The 15879-nt window shown below is 69.6% G+C and carries 16 protein-coding genes and 1 pseudogene; 9 read left to right on the top strand and 8 right to left on the bottom strand.

All coding sequences use genetic code 11. The annotated features are described in order from the left end of the window. Positions 1–65 precede the first annotated feature (65 nt). The 3 genes from E1161_RS25565 (at position 66) to E1161_RS25555 (ending at position 2485) form a co-directional block, all read left to right on the top strand. Entirely contained in the window at positions 66–1706 is a 1641-nt protein-coding gene (locus E1161_RS25565; RefSeq protein WP_408012122.1) for a glycosyltransferase family 87 protein, read from the top strand. 29 nt (positions 1707–1735) lie between these two features. Then, complete coding sequence (locus E1161_RS25560) at positions 1736–2140, top strand: hypothetical protein (RefSeq protein WP_132627291.1); 405 nt, start codon at positions 1736–1738, stop codon at positions 2138–2140. A gap of 150 nt (positions 2141–2290) precedes the next feature. Beyond that, positions 2291–2485, top strand: coding sequence for a PspC domain-containing protein (locus E1161_RS25555; RefSeq protein WP_207920401.1), 195 nt, complete (start codon positions 2291–2293; stop codon positions 2483–2485). Positions 2486–2815: 330 nt separating this feature from the next. Here the strand turns inward: E1161_RS25555 and E1161_RS25550 are convergent, their stop codons facing one another. Then, entirely contained in the window at positions 2816–4231 is a 1416-nt protein-coding gene (locus tag E1161_RS25550) for a M20/M25/M40 family metallo-hydrolase (RefSeq protein WP_132627290.1), read from the bottom strand. Between the two features lie 10 nt (positions 4232–4241). Further along, on the bottom strand, positions 4242–4397 hold the full coding sequence (locus E1161_RS27395) for a hypothetical protein (protein ID WP_165939934.1): 156 nt from the start codon (positions 4395–4397) through the stop codon (positions 4242–4244). Positions 4398–5001: 604 nt separating this feature from the next. Between E1161_RS27395 and pdhA the strand changes: the two genes are divergently transcribed. From pdhA to E1161_RS25535, 3 genes are read left to right on the top strand one after another with little or no spacing between them, the layout of a single operon-like run. Then, positions 5002–6243 carry a pyruvate dehydrogenase (acetyl-transferring) E1 component subunit alpha gene (gene pdhA, locus E1161_RS25545; RefSeq protein WP_132627289.1) on the top strand — a complete coding sequence of 414 codons (1242 nt, stop codon included), beginning with the start codon at positions 5002–5004 and terminating at the stop codon, positions 6241–6243. Beyond that, positions 6243–7259, top strand: a complete 1017-nt coding sequence (locus tag E1161_RS25540; RefSeq protein WP_132627288.1) for an alpha-ketoacid dehydrogenase subunit beta — start codon at positions 6243–6245, stop codon at positions 7257–7259. The genes pdhA and E1161_RS25540 overlap by 1 nt, the downstream gene beginning before the upstream one ends. A gap of 13 nt (positions 7260–7272) precedes the next feature. Next, complete coding sequence (locus E1161_RS25535; protein WP_132627287.1) at positions 7273–8616, top strand: dihydrolipoamide acetyltransferase family protein; 1344 nt, start codon at positions 7273–7275, stop codon at positions 8614–8616. A gap of 42 nt (positions 8617–8658) precedes the next feature. Here the strand turns inward: E1161_RS25535 and E1161_RS25530 are convergent, their stop codons facing one another. The 4 genes from E1161_RS25530 to E1161_RS25515 form a co-directional block, all read right to left on the bottom strand. Next, positions 8659–9129 (bottom strand): pyridoxamine 5'-phosphate oxidase family protein, encoded by a 471-nt coding sequence (locus E1161_RS25530; RefSeq protein WP_132627286.1) that lies wholly within the window; start codon positions 9127–9129, stop codon positions 8659–8661. 101 nt (positions 9130–9230) lie between these two features. Beyond that, positions 9231–9512 (bottom strand): hypothetical protein, encoded by a 282-nt coding sequence (locus E1161_RS25525; protein ID WP_207920400.1) that lies wholly within the window; start codon positions 9510–9512, stop codon positions 9231–9233. 345 nt (positions 9513–9857) lie between these two features. Continuing rightward, entirely contained in the window at positions 9858–10205 is a 348-nt protein-coding gene (locus E1161_RS25520) for a hypothetical protein (RefSeq protein WP_132627285.1), read from the bottom strand. Beyond that, the gene (locus tag E1161_RS25515; RefSeq protein ID WP_132627284.1) at positions 10202–10399 is read right to left on the bottom strand and encodes a hypothetical protein; all 198 of its coding nucleotides are present in this window, start codon (positions 10397–10399) and stop codon (positions 10202–10204) included. Before E1161_RS25515 ends, E1161_RS25520 begins: the two co-directional genes overlap by 4 nt. A gap of 52 nt (positions 10400–10451) precedes the next feature. On the opposite strand from E1161_RS25515, the gene E1161_RS25510 reads away from it, so the two are divergent. Continuing rightward, on the top strand, positions 10452–11129 hold the full coding sequence (locus tag E1161_RS25510; protein WP_132627283.1) for a TetR/AcrR family transcriptional regulator: 678 nt from the start codon (positions 10452–10454) through the stop codon (positions 11127–11129). A 22-nt stretch (positions 11130–11151) separates the two neighbouring features. Here E1161_RS25510 and E1161_RS25505 read toward each other — a convergent pair whose 3' ends face one another. Both E1161_RS25505 and E1161_RS25500 read right to left on the bottom strand, forming a co-directional pair. Next, positions 11152–11988: a MaoC/PaaZ C-terminal domain-containing protein gene (locus tag E1161_RS25505; RefSeq protein WP_132627282.1), complete on the bottom strand. Its 837-nt coding sequence runs from the start codon at positions 11986–11988 to the stop codon at positions 11152–11154. 14 nt (positions 11989–12002) lie between these two features. After that, positions 12003–13334 carry a 3-oxoacyl-ACP reductase gene (locus tag E1161_RS25500; protein WP_132627281.1) on the bottom strand — a complete coding sequence of 444 codons (1332 nt, stop codon included), beginning with the start codon at positions 13332–13334 and terminating at the stop codon, positions 12003–12005. A 126-nt stretch (positions 13335–13460) separates the two neighbouring features. On the opposite strand from E1161_RS25500, the gene E1161_RS25495 reads away from it, so the two are divergent. Together E1161_RS25495 and E1161_RS25490 are read left to right on the top strand one after the other, a co-directional pair. Continuing rightward, complete coding sequence (locus tag E1161_RS25495; protein ID WP_132627280.1) at positions 13461–14738, top strand: acetyl-CoA C-acetyltransferase; 1278 nt, start codon at positions 13461–13463, stop codon at positions 14736–14738. Between the two features lie 205 nt (positions 14739–14943). Further along, positions 14944–15658: pseudogene (locus E1161_RS25490) on the top strand (AAA family ATPase). Positions 15659–15879 lie beyond the last annotated feature (221 nt).

The raw sequence follows: 15879 nt of genomic DNA, 5'->3' as shown, positions 1-15879 counted from the left end.
AGGAAGGGCACCCGTCGACCCGGCGGGTGCCCTTCCTGCTTCTCGGGGCCAAGTAGCATCCGGGCGTGTCCACCAACGAATCCGCCGATCGGGAAACAGCGGCGTCCTCGGGGAACGCGCTCGCGGCACCGGTGGACAGCTCTTCCCTCTCACCGGCGGATCGGGTCCCGCCGACCTGGACCGAGTCGTTTCCTCGCAAGGTCAGCCGGCCCTTCGGCGGTCCGCTGGGCAAGCACGCGCAGGTCGGGCGGCAGTGGTTCTGGACGCCGCTGCGCGTGATCCTGCTGCTGGCTGTGCTGACGCTGGCCGCGGCGTGGCTGTTCAAAGCGCCCTGTCAGGTCACCTACGACACCAGCAGCGGTCCGCAGCTGGACTGGCGGAACAGCAAGCAGTACATCGCCATGTGCTACACCGACATCATCCCGCGCTACGGCGTGGGAGACCTCGCGCCGGACAACGCCTTCCCGTACAAGACCGGCTGGGTGGAGAACGAGGGCACGCCGAACGAGCAGGTCCGCTACATGGAATACCCGGTGCTGACGGGGCTTTTCCAGTGGATCAACGCCCGCACCGCCGACGGCTGGGCGACGCTGGCCGGTTTCGGCTGGCTCCCGGGTGGACTCACCAGCGTCCTGTACTTCAACATCACCGCGCTGTGGTTGGCGGCGGCCTGGCTGGTGACCATCTGGGCGCTGGTCCTGCTGGCCCGCCGCCGCGTCTGGGACGTCGCGCTGGCCGCCGCGTCACCGCTGGTCTTCGCGCACGCCTTCACCAACTTCGACGCCCTGGCCGCTGCGCTGGGAACCGCCGGTCTGCTGGCCTGGGCGAGGCGACGACCCGTGCTGGCCGGGGTTCTGATCGGCATCGGCGGTGCCACCAAGCTCTACCCGCTGTTCTTCCTCGGACCGCTGCTGATCCTGGCCTGGCGCGCCGGGAAGCTGCCCGACGCCGCGCGCGCGGTGCTGGCCGCCGCGCTGGCGTGGTTGGCGGTGAACGTCCCGATCCTGCTGCCCTATCCGGACGGCTGGAGCGAGTTCTTCCGGCTGAACAGCCAGCGGCCCGCCGACCCCGACTCGCTGTACAACGCGCTGATGCACTTCACCGGCTGGGGCGGGTTCGACGGGCAGCTCCCGCCGGGCGCGACGCCGGTGGTGCTCAACGCGGTCAGCCTCGGGCTGTTCCTGTCGGCCTGCTTGGCGATCGGTTGGCTCGCGCTGGCCGCTCCGACCCGGCCGCGCGTGGCCCAGCTGTGCTTCCTGGTGCTGGCGGCGTTCCTGCTGACCAACAAGGTGTGGAGCCCGCAGTACTCGCTGTGGCTGGTTCCGCTGGCGGTGCTGGCGATTCCGCGCTGGCGGCTGCTGATGACCTGGATGGTCGTCGACGCGGCCGTGTGGGCGCCGCGCATGTACTACTACCTGGGCACGGCCAACAAGGGACTGCAGGAGGGGTGGTTCCTGGGCGCGGTGCTGGTCCGGGACGCGATGGTCGTGCTGCTGTGCGTGCTGATCGTCCGCGAGGTCCTCGACCCGGCCCGCGACAAGGTGCGCACCGCGCTGACGGTCCGGGGCGAGCACCCCGGCGGCATCGACGACCCGTGCGGCGGACTGCTCGACGGTTCCCGGGACCGGTTCGTGTTACCCGGTGTCGCTCGTTGGGGGCAGCGCACTCTCGCGGTGGCACGGGGAGCTCTAGCTTCGAAGCGCTGATCCGCTCTTCTCGTGGAGGTGCTTCTCAAATGCCAGGTCGCATGCTGACCGTCGTTCTCGCCGCAGTCGCGGCGGCCATCCCCGCCGCGGCCACGGCCACGGCGGCCGCGCCGCCGGCCCCGGTCCAGGTCCAGCTCGGTGAGGCCAAGTGCCAGGACATGTCGGCCGTGGTCGCTTCGATGCCGATGCTCGCGCCCGCGTTCCCCGACGCGGCCCACACCCCGGTCGTGGAGTACCGGATCACCGCTTCGCCGGACGCACCGATGACGCCTTACAAGGTCAAGGTCAACGGCGAGATCAAGGGCTCCGGTTCGGTGGGAGCCAAGGGCCTGATCATCTCCAGCACCTCGCTGCCCAACAACACCACCACCAAGCTCGAGGTCACCTCGGGCGAGGAGGTCCTGGCGACCCGCACCTACACCCCCGCCTGCTGATCGGAGCAGCGCTGATCGTCGCGGCCCCCGGGATTCCCGAGGGCCGCGACGGCGTTCGCGGTGGTTGCCGAGGAGGGACAGGGTGGGGGTCCGGGGTTGGTCAGGGCTCTCCCCGAGGTTCCGCGGGCGCCCGCAACGCATCCTGGGTGCATGACGACCTACCAGAAGATGTCCCTGTCCCGTCCGAAGGACCAGGCGGTGATCGCCGGGGTCTGCGCCGCCCTGGCGCGGCGCTTCGGCATGAAGCCGACGACCGTCCGGATCCTCTTCCTGCTCTCCTGCCTGCTCCCGGGCCCTCAGTTCGTGGCCTACATCGTCCTCTGGGCGCTCATCCCGAAGGCATGACGCCGCGCGGTCAACGACGTGGTCAGGACCAGCAGCACGCCGTGAGGGCGGCCCGCACGAGCACCGAAGGGGGTGCGGTGTCGGCGCCGAGGGCGAGCAGGAGTGGGAACGCGAGGGGAACCCCACTCCGCCAGCAGCGTCACCGCCAGCAGGATCACCACCGCGCCAGGGTGCATCCGATGCGGGGATCACCAAGGCCGAGCACGGCAGTGCCACGGCGACGCCGAAGACCGAGCAGATCAGGTGCACCAGCAGGCCGGGGCACCGCGCGTCGGCCGTGCCGCTTGGTCAGCCAGGACACCGCCGCGACGGGCCGCACGGCGGTGCTGCTCACCGAGTCGCGTGGGCGTCGAGCACGTAGGCGATGGCGCTGGTGATCTTGGCGGCGAAGGCGAGGTCGAGGCTCTCGTCGGGGACGTGGGCGTTGCTGTCCGGGCCGAGCGCCCCGGTGACCACGAACTGCGCGTCCGGGTAGGCCTCGTGCAGCAACCCCATGAAGGGGATCGAGCCGCCCAGGCCCATGGTCCGCCAGCTCGCGCCGAAGATCTCCTCAGCTGCGGTGTCCAGCGCTCCGGACAGCCACGGCGCCGGGTCCGGTGCGTTCCAGCCCAGGCCCGCTTCGGAATGGCCGAAGCTGACGCGGGCGCCGTAGGGCACCTCCTCGGACAGCCGCCGCTGCACGGCTGCCAGCGCGGCTTCGGGGTCGGCGGTCGGCGGCAGCCGGAAGCTCAACTGCAACGTCGTCGACGGGCGCAGGACGTTGCCGGCGTCGGCGGGCTTGGGCAGCCCGTCCGCGCCGATCACCGACAGGGTCGGCCGCCAGGCGTTGTTGAGCGCCAGCTCGACCTCGTCGTCGGTGACCGGCCGCATGCCCTCCGGCCACGGCACGGAGTTGGTGACCATGCCGGGCACGGCCTCGATGGCCGCGCGGGTTTCGGCGATCCGGTTCGCCGGGATGGACACGGTGAGCTCGGGCAGCAGGATCTCGCCGGTGGCGGAGTCCTCGATGCGGTCGAGCAGCTGCCGCATGATCCGGAACGAGCTGGGCACGATGCCGCTGGCGATGCCGGAGTGCAGCCCGGAGTCGAGCACCTGCACCTCGACCTCCAGCTGGACCATGCCGCGCAGCGAGTTCGTCAGCCACATCCGCTGGTAGTCGCCGGCACCGGAATCCAGGCACACCACCAGCGACACGGCGCCGAGCCGGTCCCGCAGGTGTTCCAGGTAGGCGGGCAGGTCGGGGCTGCCGGACTCCTCGCCGGTCTCCAGCAGCACGACGCAGCGCGCGTGCGAGCCGCCGTGCGCGCGGACCGCCTCGATCGCGGTGACCGCCGCGTACCCGGCGTAGCCGTCGTCGGCGGCGCCCCGGCCGAAGAGCTTGCCGTCGCGCACCACCGGGGTCCACGGGCTCAGGCCCTCCGACCAGCCACCGAGCGGCGGCTGCTTGTCGAGGTGGCCGTAGAGCAGCACGGACTCGTCCGGCGCGTCGGACGATCCGGGGACGTCCACCAGCAGCAGCGGGGTCCGCCCGGGCAGCCGGACGACGTCGATCTCGGCGCCTTCGATGCCGCGGCCGTCGATCCACGCCCGCACGTGCTCGACGGCGGCGTCGAGGTGCCCGGTGTTCTGCCAGTCGGCGTCGAAGGACGGCGACACCGCCGGAATCCTCACCAGCTCGGATAAGCTCGGCAGAATCGCTTCGTCCCACGCCTGGTCAACGGTCTTGGAAACAGCTGCTCGATCCACGAGCGCGATCCTATGCCCGCGCACGGGGGCGCGTCGGCACGTGGCGCGGGTCGGTCAGCTGCTCGATGCCGCGGCACCGGCGGGCGATCAGCGCGTCTCGCGAGACCGGATCCGGCGCGAACCTGTCGTAGGAGATCTGCAGGAACGACTGCTGCTCCCGGTGCATCGGTCCGCGTTCGGCGAGGGCAGCGGCGTGCGCCTTGCGCGCATACCGGCGGCTGCGGATGAACGTCGTTGCGACCCGACCCGTTCGGTCAGCACCAGCTCGCCCAGTTCGGCGGCGCCGGTGCAGTCGGAGGTCGAGCAGTAGGAGCCGTCGGACTTGTGCAGCAGCAAGGTGCGGCGGGGCGCGCACGAGGCCCCTCGTGACGTTCGTCGGTCCCGCTCGTGCGCTGGTGCGTCCGGGGGTGGTGTCACCGGGGTGGGGGTTGTCGGATTTGCGCAAGCTGAGACGCGACCACCCCAATATCGGTACTGCAATGGTCCGTAACTCGTTAGTCGGTCCTCCATTAATTCGATGACCTGCGAAATCGGTCCGTCCACAGAAGAACTACCGTGATCTCACGGGAGTTGATCGCTCGCCGCTGTACCGATCCACTCCCTGTGGCAGGGCTCACGGACCACGCGGTTTTCGTGCCAGGATGACGAGGAGCGATCCACCGCTCCGCTCGGCCGGCCGGATGACCCACCAGGTCAACGGCAGGTCGGCGGAGCAAGCCGGTCCCACCGCCACAAGCGGTGGCCGTCGGCGCGAGACGAGGAGATCACACATGTCCCCCGAGCAATGGACGTCCTCTTCAGGTAATCCGCCCGCGAAGCGCACCGACCTCCCTGCCGCAACCGCAGCCAAGCCCACACGGGAGCAGGTGATCGCCGGTTTGCGCGCGACGAGTGAAGGTGGGGCTGACCTCGTTCAGCTCCTCACCCCCGAAGGCCAGCGGGTTTCGCACCCGGACTTCGACATCGACATCTCCCCCGAGCAGCTGCGCGACCTGTACCGCGACATGGTGCTGGTCCGTCGCGCCGACCGGGAGGGCAACGCCTTGCAGCGCCAGGGCCAGCTGGGCATCTGGGTGCCGCTGCTGGGCCAGGAAGCCGCCCAGATCGGGGCGGGCCGGGCGATGAAACCGCAGGACATGGCGTTCCCGAGCTACCGGGAGCACGGCGTGGCCTGGACTCGCGGCATCGACCCCACCGAGCTGCTGGGCATCTTCCGCGGCACCGACCACGGCAGCTGGGACCCCACGAGCACCGGGTTCCACCTGTACACGATCGTCATCGGCAACCAGTGCCTCAACGCCACCGGTTACGCCATGGGCCAGCGCTTCGACGGGAAGGTCGGCGACCCCGACGGCGAAGCCACCATGGCGTTCTTCGGCGACGGCGCCACCAGCCAGGGCGACGTGCACGAGGCCATGGTGTGGTCGGCCGTCTACGACTCACCGGTCGTCTTCTTCTGCCAGAACAACCAGTGGGCGATCTCCGAGCCCTTGGAGCGCCAGACCCGAGTACCGCTCTACCAGCGCGCCAGCGGCTACGGCTTCCCCGGCATCCGGGTGGACGGCAACGACGTGCTGGCCAGCCTCGCCGTCTCGAAGTGGGCGCTGGACGAGTGCCGCAACGGCAACGGACCGGTCCTCATCGAGGCGTTCACCTACCGGATGGACGCCCACACCACCTCTGACGACCCGACCCGCTACCGGATGTCCGATGAGCAGGAAGCCTGGAAGCTCAAAGACCCGATCGAGCGACTCCGGGTGTACCTGATCCGCGAGCACGCTGCTGACCAGGACTTCTTCGACTCCGTCGACGCCGAGGCGGACCAGCTCGCCGCGCGGTTCCGCGATTTCTGCTTCAACATGCCCGAGCCACCACCGGAACGGACGTTCTCGCAGGTCTACGCCGAGGAGACCCCGCAGGTCGCCGCGCAGCGCGAGGACTACCTGCGCTACCTGTCCGGATTCGCCGACGAGGCTGCCAGCGGAAACGCGGTGGCGGGAGGTGTTCACTGATGGCCGCGCCCGCTCTCGAACGCCCGACCACCCCGTCGGGCACCCAGACCGTCACCATCGCCAAGGCGCTGAACATGGGGCTGCGCGCTTCGCTGGAGCGCGACCCGAAGGTGCTGGTCATGGGTGAGGACGTCGGCAAGCTCGGCGGCGTCTTCCGCATCACCGACGGCCTGCAGAAGGACTTCGGCGAGCACCGTGTGCTCGACACCCCGCTGGCCGAGTCCGGGATCATCGGCACCGCGATCGGCCTGGCCATCCGCGGCTACCGGCCGGTGTGCGAGATCCAGTTCGACGGTTTCATCTTCCCCGGCTTCGACCAGATCATCAGCCAGCTCGCCAAGCTGCACTACCGCAGCCAGGGCAAGGTCAAGGTCCCGATCGTCATCCGGGTTCCCTTCGGCGGCGGCATCGGTGCCGTCGAGCACCACTCGGAGTCGCCCGAGTCGCTGTTCGCGCACATCGCCGGCCTGAAGGTGGTGTCCTGCTCGAACCCGGTGGACGCCTACTGGATGCTGCAGCAGGCCATCGAGTGCGACGACCCGGTGCTGTTCTTCGAGCCCAAGCGCCGCTACTACGAGAAGGCCGAGCTCGACACCTCCATCGACCCGCTCCCGCTGCTGAGCTCCCGCGTCGTGCGGGCCGGCTCGGCGGTGACCGTCGCGGCCTACGGCCCGATGGTGCGCACCTGCCTCGACGCCGCTGCTGCCGCCGCCGAGGACGGGCTGGACCTGGAGGTCGTGGACCTGCGCGCGCTGTCCCCGCTGGACCTGGGGCCGGTGTTCGAGTCGGTGCGCCGCACCGGCCGGTTGGTGCTGGTCAGCGAGGCGCCGCCGGAGTCATCGGTGACCTCGGAGATCGCCAGCCGGGTGCAGCAGAACTGCTTCTACTCGCTGGAGGCCCCGGTGCTGCGGGCGACCGGGTTCGACACGCCCTACCCACCGTCGAAGTTGGAGGAGGGCTTCCTGCCCGACCTCGACCGGGTGCTGGACGTCGTCGACCGTTCGCTGGCGTACTGAGGGGAGTTCATCGATGGCGCTCAAGAAGTTCCCGCTGCCCGACGTCGGCGAAGGGCTGACCGAGGCGGAGGTCGTCGGTTGGAAGGTGCAACCGGGCGAGAACGTCACCGTCAACCAGGTGATCGTGGAGATCGAGACGGCCAAGGCGTCGGTGGAGCTGCCCTGCCCGTGGGCGGGCACGATCCGCGACCTGCTGGTGGAGCCGGGCCAGACCGTCGAGGTCGGCACGCCGATCATCAGCATCGACATGGCCGGTGCCGACCCCGGATCGGAACCCGACCCGGACGAGAGCTCGAGCAAGATCGGCGAGGAGTCCAACGGCCGGATCGCCACGCTGGTCGGCTACGGTCCGCGGACCTCGGCGGCCAAGCGGCGTCCGCGCAAGGACCGGCACGCGGCCACCAACGGCACGCCGACCAACGGCACCGCGACCGCCACCGCTGTCGCACCGCCCGAACAGGCGGCACCGCAGGTCGAAGAGATCGGCGGGTTCGTGCCGCTGGCCAAGCCGCCGGTCCGCAAGCTCGCCAAGGACCTCGGCGTCGACCTGCGCTCGCTGGCCGGGTCCGGTCCGGGTGGCGTGATCACTCGCGACGACGTCCAGTCCGCGGCGGCTCCGACCGCGGCTCCGGCCAAGCCGCTAGCCACTCCTTCCGGTGACCGCGAGCGTCGGGTGCCGATCAAGGGTGTCCGGAAGGCGACCGCGCAGGCGATGGTGGACAGCGCGTTCACCGCTCCGCACGTCACCGAGTTCCTGACCGTCGACGTCACGCCGATGATGGAGCTGCGCGAGCAGCTCAAGTCGGACCCGGCGTTGCGCGGTGTGAAGATCACGCCGCTGGCGTTCGCGGCCAAGGCCATGTGCCTGGCCGCCCGCCGGACCCCGGACGTCAACGCGACCTGGGACGACGCGGCGGGCGAGATCGTCTACAAGGACTACGTGCACCTCGGGGTCGCGGCGGCCACGCCTCGCGGACTGGTGGTGCCCAAGGTCCGCGACGCCGACCGGATGTCGCTGCGCGAGCTCGCCGAGGCCCTGGAGCAGCTGACCAACACCGCCCGGGAGGGCAAGACGACCCCGGCGGACATGGTCGGCGGCACGATCACCATCACCAACGTCGGCGTCTTCGGCGTCGACACCGGCACGCCGATCATCAACCCCGGTGAGTCCGCGATCCTCGCGTTCGGCGCGATCCGCGACATGCCGTGGGTGGTCGACGGCCAGGTGGTGCCGCGCAAGGTGTGCCAGCTGGCGCTGAGCTTCGACCACCGCGTGGTCGACGGTCAGCAGGGCTCCCAGTACCTCGCCGACGTGGGCGCGCTGCTGGCGAACCCGAGCACGGCATTCACCTACTGATGCATCGCGCAGGGGCGTTCCCGGGTCCGCCCGGGGCGCCCCTCACGTGCGCTTGAAGACCCGAATGCCCTGGTCGGGTGTCCACGAGGTGATCACCAGGTGGGTTTGGTCGTCGGAGACCTTCGTGGTGACGACCTCGGTGATCGCGCAGCGGAAGAGGTGGGCGTCGGTCTGCGGCGCCTGCACCTCGGCCATCCACGCGGCTTGCTCGTCGCCGGTGATCTCGACGGCCATTCCGGAGATCTTGACGTCCGGTTCGGACATCGTTCCGTCGCCGGGGTTGGTGTGGAGCGCGAAGCGCCCGTCGCGCTGGAGGTCGCGGGCCTTGCGTGCGCCGGGCATCGACCCGAAGGTCAGGTCTCCCCGGTACCAGCCGGCCTCCGTGCCGCTCACGCGCGGAGCGCCGTCCTTGCGCAGCGTCGCCAGCACGTGGTGCTGCATCGACTCGAGCCGAGATCGAGCGGCCGAGGCCAGCTCAGGTGCCTGTTCGGTGAACTCCTGCCAACCGGTCATGCCGACCAGGGTGGCAGGCGGCACCGACAGCGCCAGGGCAGACGAACGGCCCGCTCCCGCCATCCCCCCGGATGCGGTGCGGGCCGTTCAGCCAAGTCTGGTCAGTTCCCCTTGCGACGGCGTCCGCCGCGGCGGGACTCGGAGTTCTTGGAGCTCGAAGATCCGGAACCCGATGCGGGGCCTGCCGACACGGCGACGGGTTCTCCCGCCTCCGCCGAGGTCTCCTGCTCCGGCTCCTGGGACTTCTGCTCGTCGTACTCGCGGAGAAAGTCGAACGCGTGCTTGTCGAAGTCGTGGATGTCGATCTCCGGCAGTTCGCCGAGCTCGTTGTTGAGCTGCTTGAAGATCGGCGTTTCCACCTCAGGGGTCGTCAACTTCTTCACCGCTTCGCCCTCCCGTTCGTCATCGAAGCGCTGGCCGAGCCGAGCTCTCCGCGCGGAGCTCGTTCGATGAGCGGCGGACCTCGCGGTCCTTCGCTCACCTGTGGAACGCGTGCCGCCGCTCATCCTGACGCGGCGGCACGCGGTTCATCCAATCGGATCGGTGCCCTCGCACCTGCCCACGCCCATGGTGCAACAGTGATCACGATCCGGCCGGATGAATCGATCTCACACATCCGCCAGGCCGCATACTGCCTTCAACCCCGTCAACACGGGTACTCGTTGTGCAATTCCGCACCGTGTCATATGCCACTGACCTGCGGTTAACCTCGAGAACAAGTTGATCTGCTAGAGCGAGAACGCGAACGGACCGGCTCCACTCCTGGAGTTGGGAGCGCGGTCCGCTCGCTTGGTGCCGGGTCGCCGTGGGGGGCTTTTCCGCCGACCCGGTGTCCGAGGGAGGTGCACGTCTTCGGCACCTCGAGGAGCTTGGGCAGGTCGGTGGTCGTCGCTCTTGCCGATCCGCCAGTTGACCACCGCGTGACTGCGCTTGGCGTGTTCGGGCTGGTGGTGCTCGCTCATGCGCCGGAAGATCTCGTCGATGACGCTCTCGCGCAGTTCGGGCCTGGCGAGCACGGCGTCGAGCTGGTCGTCCGAGGCGCGCGAGATCAGCCGGGCGAACTGGTCGGGGGTCAACGCGCTGAGGTCGAACCGTTGTCGGCGGCGGAGTCGGCGGCGTGCAGCAGCTGGACCAGCTTCGACTCGTCGATCTCCTGCGGGTCTACGAGGGCGAGGGTCGCGATGGCGTCCGACGGATCGCGGCATCGCTGCCCACCTCCATTACCTACTGGGAGTAAGACTACGCACGAGTAGGTTGGCGGACAAGGCACCAGACTTGAGTCGCTCCACTAACCTGAGCGGATTACCAGGGTATGAGGTGAGATGGAAGATCATCGGGACAGCGAGCGCCCGCGTTCCCGGCGTTTGCCGAGGGCTGTTCGCGAGCGGCAGATCCTCGACGCCGCCGTGGAGGTGTTCGCCAAGCACGGTTTCCACAACGCGTCGATGGACGAGATCGCCGAGACCGCGAGCATCTCGAAACCGATGCTCTACGCCTACCTCGGTGCCAAGGACGAGCTGTTCGTCGCGTGCGTCCGCCGCGAAGCCGCGAAGCTGGTCGAAGCCATCGGCGCCGACATCGGGACCGGGCTGACCCCCGCCGACCAGCTCTGGCACCGCCTGCACATCTTCTTCGAGTACGTGAACGTCAACAAGGCGGGCTGGCAGCTGCTGCACCGCCAGGGAGACGTGCCCGGCGAGCCCTACGTCCAGGAGCTCTCCGAATGGCGGGAGCGCGCCACCGAGCTGATCGCGGCGCTGCTCGCCGAGGCCACCACCGACCAGCCGCAGCCGATGCAGTCCGAGCAGACCGAACCTTTCGCGGCAGCCCTGGTCGGCGCGGGTGAAGCGCTCGTCGAGTGGTGGTTCCAGCACCCCGAGTTCACCGCCGAGGGCATGGCCATGCGCCTGATGAACATGCTCTGGCTCGGTTTCGGTGAGCTCGTCGAAGGCCGATCCTGGTTCCCGGCCTCCCAGACCGAGGACCCCACCGGATCATGACCGCAACATCGCGCCCGTCGGGTCAGCGCCTGATCGATCCCGTGAGGTGCGGCTTTCCGGAGCGCGAGTGCAGCGCGAAGTCCCAGCCGGAGCCCGTTGAGCGCATCGTGAAGTCGGCCCTCGACGGAACGAGCAGGGGCTTGGCGAAGTCGACGTCCACCGTGAACGCCCCGGGAAGCCGGCCCTCCAGCGCCGCCAGGCAGCGGGCCTTGGACCACATGCCGTGCGCGATCGCCTTCGGGAAGCCGAAGACCTTCGCGGTCAGCGGGTGCAGGTGGATCGGGTTGCGGTCGCCGGACACCGCCGCGTACTCGCGGCCGATGTCGGCGGGCACCCGCCACGTGCCCGAGGCCGCCCCGGGCTCGACCTCCCGGCGCCGCTGCTGCGGGGCGTTCTCGTCCCGCTTGCCCACCCGCAGGTAGGTGCTGGTCTCCCGCCACACGACCTCGTCGTCCACGCTGGTCTCGGTGACTACGTCGAACTGCTTGCCCTTCGGGTGCGGGCGCAGGTCTGCGACCCGGACCTTCTGCGACAGCTCGTCGGTCACCAGCAGCGGCCGGTCCTGCTTGATCCGGTTGGCCACGTGCACCAGGCCGACCAGCGGGAACGGGAAGCCCTTGTCGGTCATCAGCTGCACCGACGCCGGGAACGACAGGATGTGCGGGTAGGTGATCGGCAGCTCGTCGCGCAGCCCGAACCCGCAGACCCGGTTGTACTCGGCGAGCTGCGCGGGATCGATGGTGATCCCGCGCAGCACGTACTCGGTGTCGGGCAGCTCGCCACCCCGACGGGTCGGGCCCGTCGCGGCGGCCTTGAGGTACAGCGCCCCCAGGTTCGGAGCGGTGTGGAGTTCCGGCATGTCCTCTCCAGACCTCAGGCGCCGAGCAGGCTCTGGCCGCAGACCCGGACCACGTTGCCGTTGACGCCGCCCGACGCGGGGTTGGCGTACCAGGCGATGGTCTCGGCGACGTCGACCGGCTGGCCGCCCTGCGACATGCTGTTCATCCGGCGACCGGCCTCCCGCACGAAGAGCGGGATCGCGGCGGTCATCTTGGTCTCGATGAAGCCCGGCGCGACCGCGTTGATGGTGGCGCCCCTCTTCGCGGCCAGCGGCGCGGTGGACTGCACGTGTCCGATCACGCCGGCCTTCGACGCGGCGTAGTTGCCCTGGCCGACGTTGCCCGCGATGCCGCTCATCGACGACACGCAGATGATCCGGCCACCGGTGCGCAGCGGGGAGCCCTCGCCGAGCAGCTCCTCGTTGATGCGCTCCTGCGAGGTCAGGTTCACCGCGAGCACCGAGTCCCACTGGGACTCGCTCATCCGGCCGATCGTCTTGTCCCGTGTGATGCCGGCGTTGTGCACCACGACGTCCAGGCCGTCGTGCCGCTGGCTGAAGTGCTCGGCGAGCTTGGCGGGGGCGCCTGCCGCGGTGATGTCGAGCTGGAGCGCCGAGCCGCCGATGCGGTTGGCGACCTCGCTGAGCTCGCCGCCCTGCGCGGGCACGTCCAGGCAGACCACGTGAGCGCCGTCGCGCGCCAGGGTTTCGGCGATGGCCGCGCCGATGCCCCGGGACGCGCCGGTGACCAGCGCGATCTTGTCCTGCAGCGGGCGGTCCTGGGAGATCTCCGGCACGTCGGCCTTGCCGATGCGGACGACCTGGCCGGACACGTAGGCGGACTTGCCGGACAGCAGGAAGCGCAGCGTGGAGTCGGTGGCCTTCTCGGCGCCGTCGGCGACGTAGACCAGCTGCGAGGTGGCGCCGCGCTTGAGCTCCTTGCCCGCGGTGCGGGTGAAGCCCTCCAGCGCGCGCTGAGCGGTGGCCGCGCGGGGGTCGGGCAGGGTCTCCGGCGGCGTGCCGAGGACGATCAGCCGTCCGCAGCGGTCCACCTGCCGGATCGCGGGCGCGAAGAAGTCGTGCAGGGCGCGCAAGCCCTCGCTGGAGGTGATCCCGGTGGCGTCGAAGACCAGGGCGGCGTAGCGCTCGTCGTCGGCGCGCTCCTTGCGGACGTCGGCACCGACTTCCTGCAACGTCGCGTTCAGCGAGTCGGCGAGCCGGCCCGAACCGCCGAGCAGCACCGGCCCGGCGATCAGCGGCTCGCCGGGCTTGAAGCGGCGCAGCGGGGTCGGGTCGGGCAACCCGAGCTTCTTGACCAACTGGCGCCCGAACGCGGACTGGGTGAACTGCTGGTATCGATCGGACATCTCTGGACACTCCCGAGGAGGCGGTTCATGAGGGTTCGGACACGAAGTCGCGCGGTCGCTCGACGGCTAACCTACCCGCGAGTAGATTAGATTGGCCAGGAACGAACCAGCAACGAGGGAGTAGGTATGACCACCGTTCGGCGAGTCGCGATCCTCGGCGGCAATCGGATCCCGTTCGCGCGATCCGGCGGTCCCTTCGCTCGCGCGTCCAACCAAGACATGCTCACCGCCGCTCTCGACGGGCTGGTCGCTCGCTTCGGCCTCGCGGACAAGACCGTCGACGAGTTCGTCGCCGGCGCCGTGCTCAAGCACAGCCGCGACTTCAACCTCGCCCGCGAGACCGTGCTCGGCTCCAAGCTCGACCCCCGCACGCCCGCCCACGACGTGCAGATGGCGTGCGCGACCGGCCTGGAAGCGGTCGTCTCGGTCGCGAACAAGATCGCGCTCGGCCAGATCGAGGTCGGCATCGGCGGTGGTGTGGACTCCGCCAGCGACGCCCCCATCGCGGTCAACGACGACTTCCGCCGGGTGCTGCTCAAGGCCAACCACGCCAAGACCACCGGCGCCAAGATCAAGGCGCTGGCCGGCGCCCGGCCGCAGCACGTGGTGCCGGAGATCCCGCAGAACTCCGAGCCGCGCACCGGTCTGTCCATGGGTGAGCACGCGGCGAAGACCGCGCTGGCGTGGGAGATCACCCGCGAAGCCCAGGACGAGCTGGCCGCGCGCAGCCACCACCGGCTCGCCGCCGCCTACGACCGCGGCTTCTTCGACGACCTGATCACCTCGTTCCAGGGCGTGGCCAAGGACCAGAACCTGCGCCCGGACAGCTCGGTGGACAAGCTCGCGAAGCTCAAGCCGGTCTTCGGCGAGGGCGAGGGCGCCACGATGACCGCGGGCAACTCCACCCCGCTGACCGACGGCGCCTCCACGGTGCTGCTGGCCAGCGAGGAGTGGGCCAAGGCCAACAACGTTCCGGTGCTGGCCTACCTGTCGGACATCGCGCCGGCTGCCGTCGACCACGTCAGCGGCGACGAGGGCCTGCTGATGGCCCCGGCCTACGCGGTCCCGAAGCTGCTCGACCGCAACGAGCTGCAGCTCGGCGACTTCGACTTCTACGAGATCCACGAGGCGTTCGCCTCCCAGGTGCTTTCGACGCTGAAGGCATGGGAGGACCCGGAATTCTGCAAGAACCGCCTGGGCCGGGACAAGGTCGTGGGTGAGATCGACACGGCGAAGCTCAACGTCAACGGTTCCTCGCTGGCCGCGGGTCACCCGTTCGCCGCGACCGGCGGCCGCATCGTCGCCACGCTCGCCAAGCTGCTGTCCGAGAAGGGCGAGGGCAAGGGTCTGATCTCCATCTGCGCGGCAGGTGGTCAGGGCCTCACGGCGATCGTCGAACGCTGACGCCTCTGCCTGACGCGAAAGCCCCGGTGCACCCCGGTCGCCGGGGCTTTCGCATGCCCATCGGGCCGTATATTCCTGTCTAGTCCTTTCGCTATACACCGGGATACGTCGCGAGCCCTGGATCGGCGCGGAGGCGAACACCCTCCTACCGGAATCTCGCCATGTATCGAATCCGAGCTAGAAACGCGGATGCAGTCCGACGGTTATGGACCCGGTCCGCAACCCCTTCGCCCCCGGCGCCGGACAGCGACCGCCTGAACTGGCCGGACGCGCTCGCGAGCTGGACGCCTTCGACGTCGTGCTGGAACGAGTCGCCCGTGGCCGTCCGGAGCGGAGCCTGGTGCTGACCGGACTCCGCGGCGTCGGCAAGACCGTGCTGCTCGGCGAACTGCGCTCGATGGCGGTCCGCCGCAGCTGGGGCTCGGGCAAGGTCGAGGCGCGTCCGGAAGCCGGTCTGCGCCGACCGCGCCGTGATCGCGCCGATCGAGCGGGAAGAAGCCGAGATCACGCCGGCCGCGCTCGACACGCTGTTCAGCGTCTCGGGCGGGTACCCGTACTTCGTGCAGGCCTACGGCAAGGCGACCTGGGACGCGGCCGTGCGCACCGAGATCGCCGAGGAGGACGTCCGGCTGACCGCCCCGGAGGCGGAGTCGGAGCTGGCGGTCGGCTTCTTCGGCTCCCGCTACGAGCGGGCGACCCCGGCCGAGCGCGAGTACCTGCGCGCCATGGCGGAGCTCGTCGAGGGCAAGGACGAGCCGGCGCCCACGGCCAGGATCGCCGAGCACCTGGAGCGACGTCCGTCGTCGTTGTCCCCGGCCCGCGACGCGCTGATCAAGAAGGGTCTCGTCTACTCCGGGGAACGCGGCCGAATCGCCTTCACGGTCCCGCACTTCGGGCGCTACCTGCTGACCCAGGACTAGTGGCCCATCGCGATCTCTAGCCTCGTATAGGACGAGCGCTAGATGTGATGTCCGGGGAGGTTGTCCCGGTCGTGGTGTGTGAGTTGGTTTGTTTTGCAGACAGGTGAAGGCCTCTGGTTGTGAAGTGGAGCTGTCTAGGAACCGCTTCATCAACCGGAGGCCTTCGTGTCCCACCCTAACGCCACGCTGACTCCTCGTACGCGGCTGCGGCTGGCTCGTTT

Origin of the sequence: Saccharopolyspora aridisoli (genome assembly GCF_004348445.1) — a bacterium.
GTDB classification, from domain to species: domain Bacteria; phylum Actinomycetota; class Actinomycetes; order Mycobacteriales; family Pseudonocardiaceae; genus Saccharopolyspora; species Saccharopolyspora aridisoli.
Note: the sequence above shows the minus strand (reverse complement) of the source record. Positions and strands in the feature narration are given on the sequence as shown.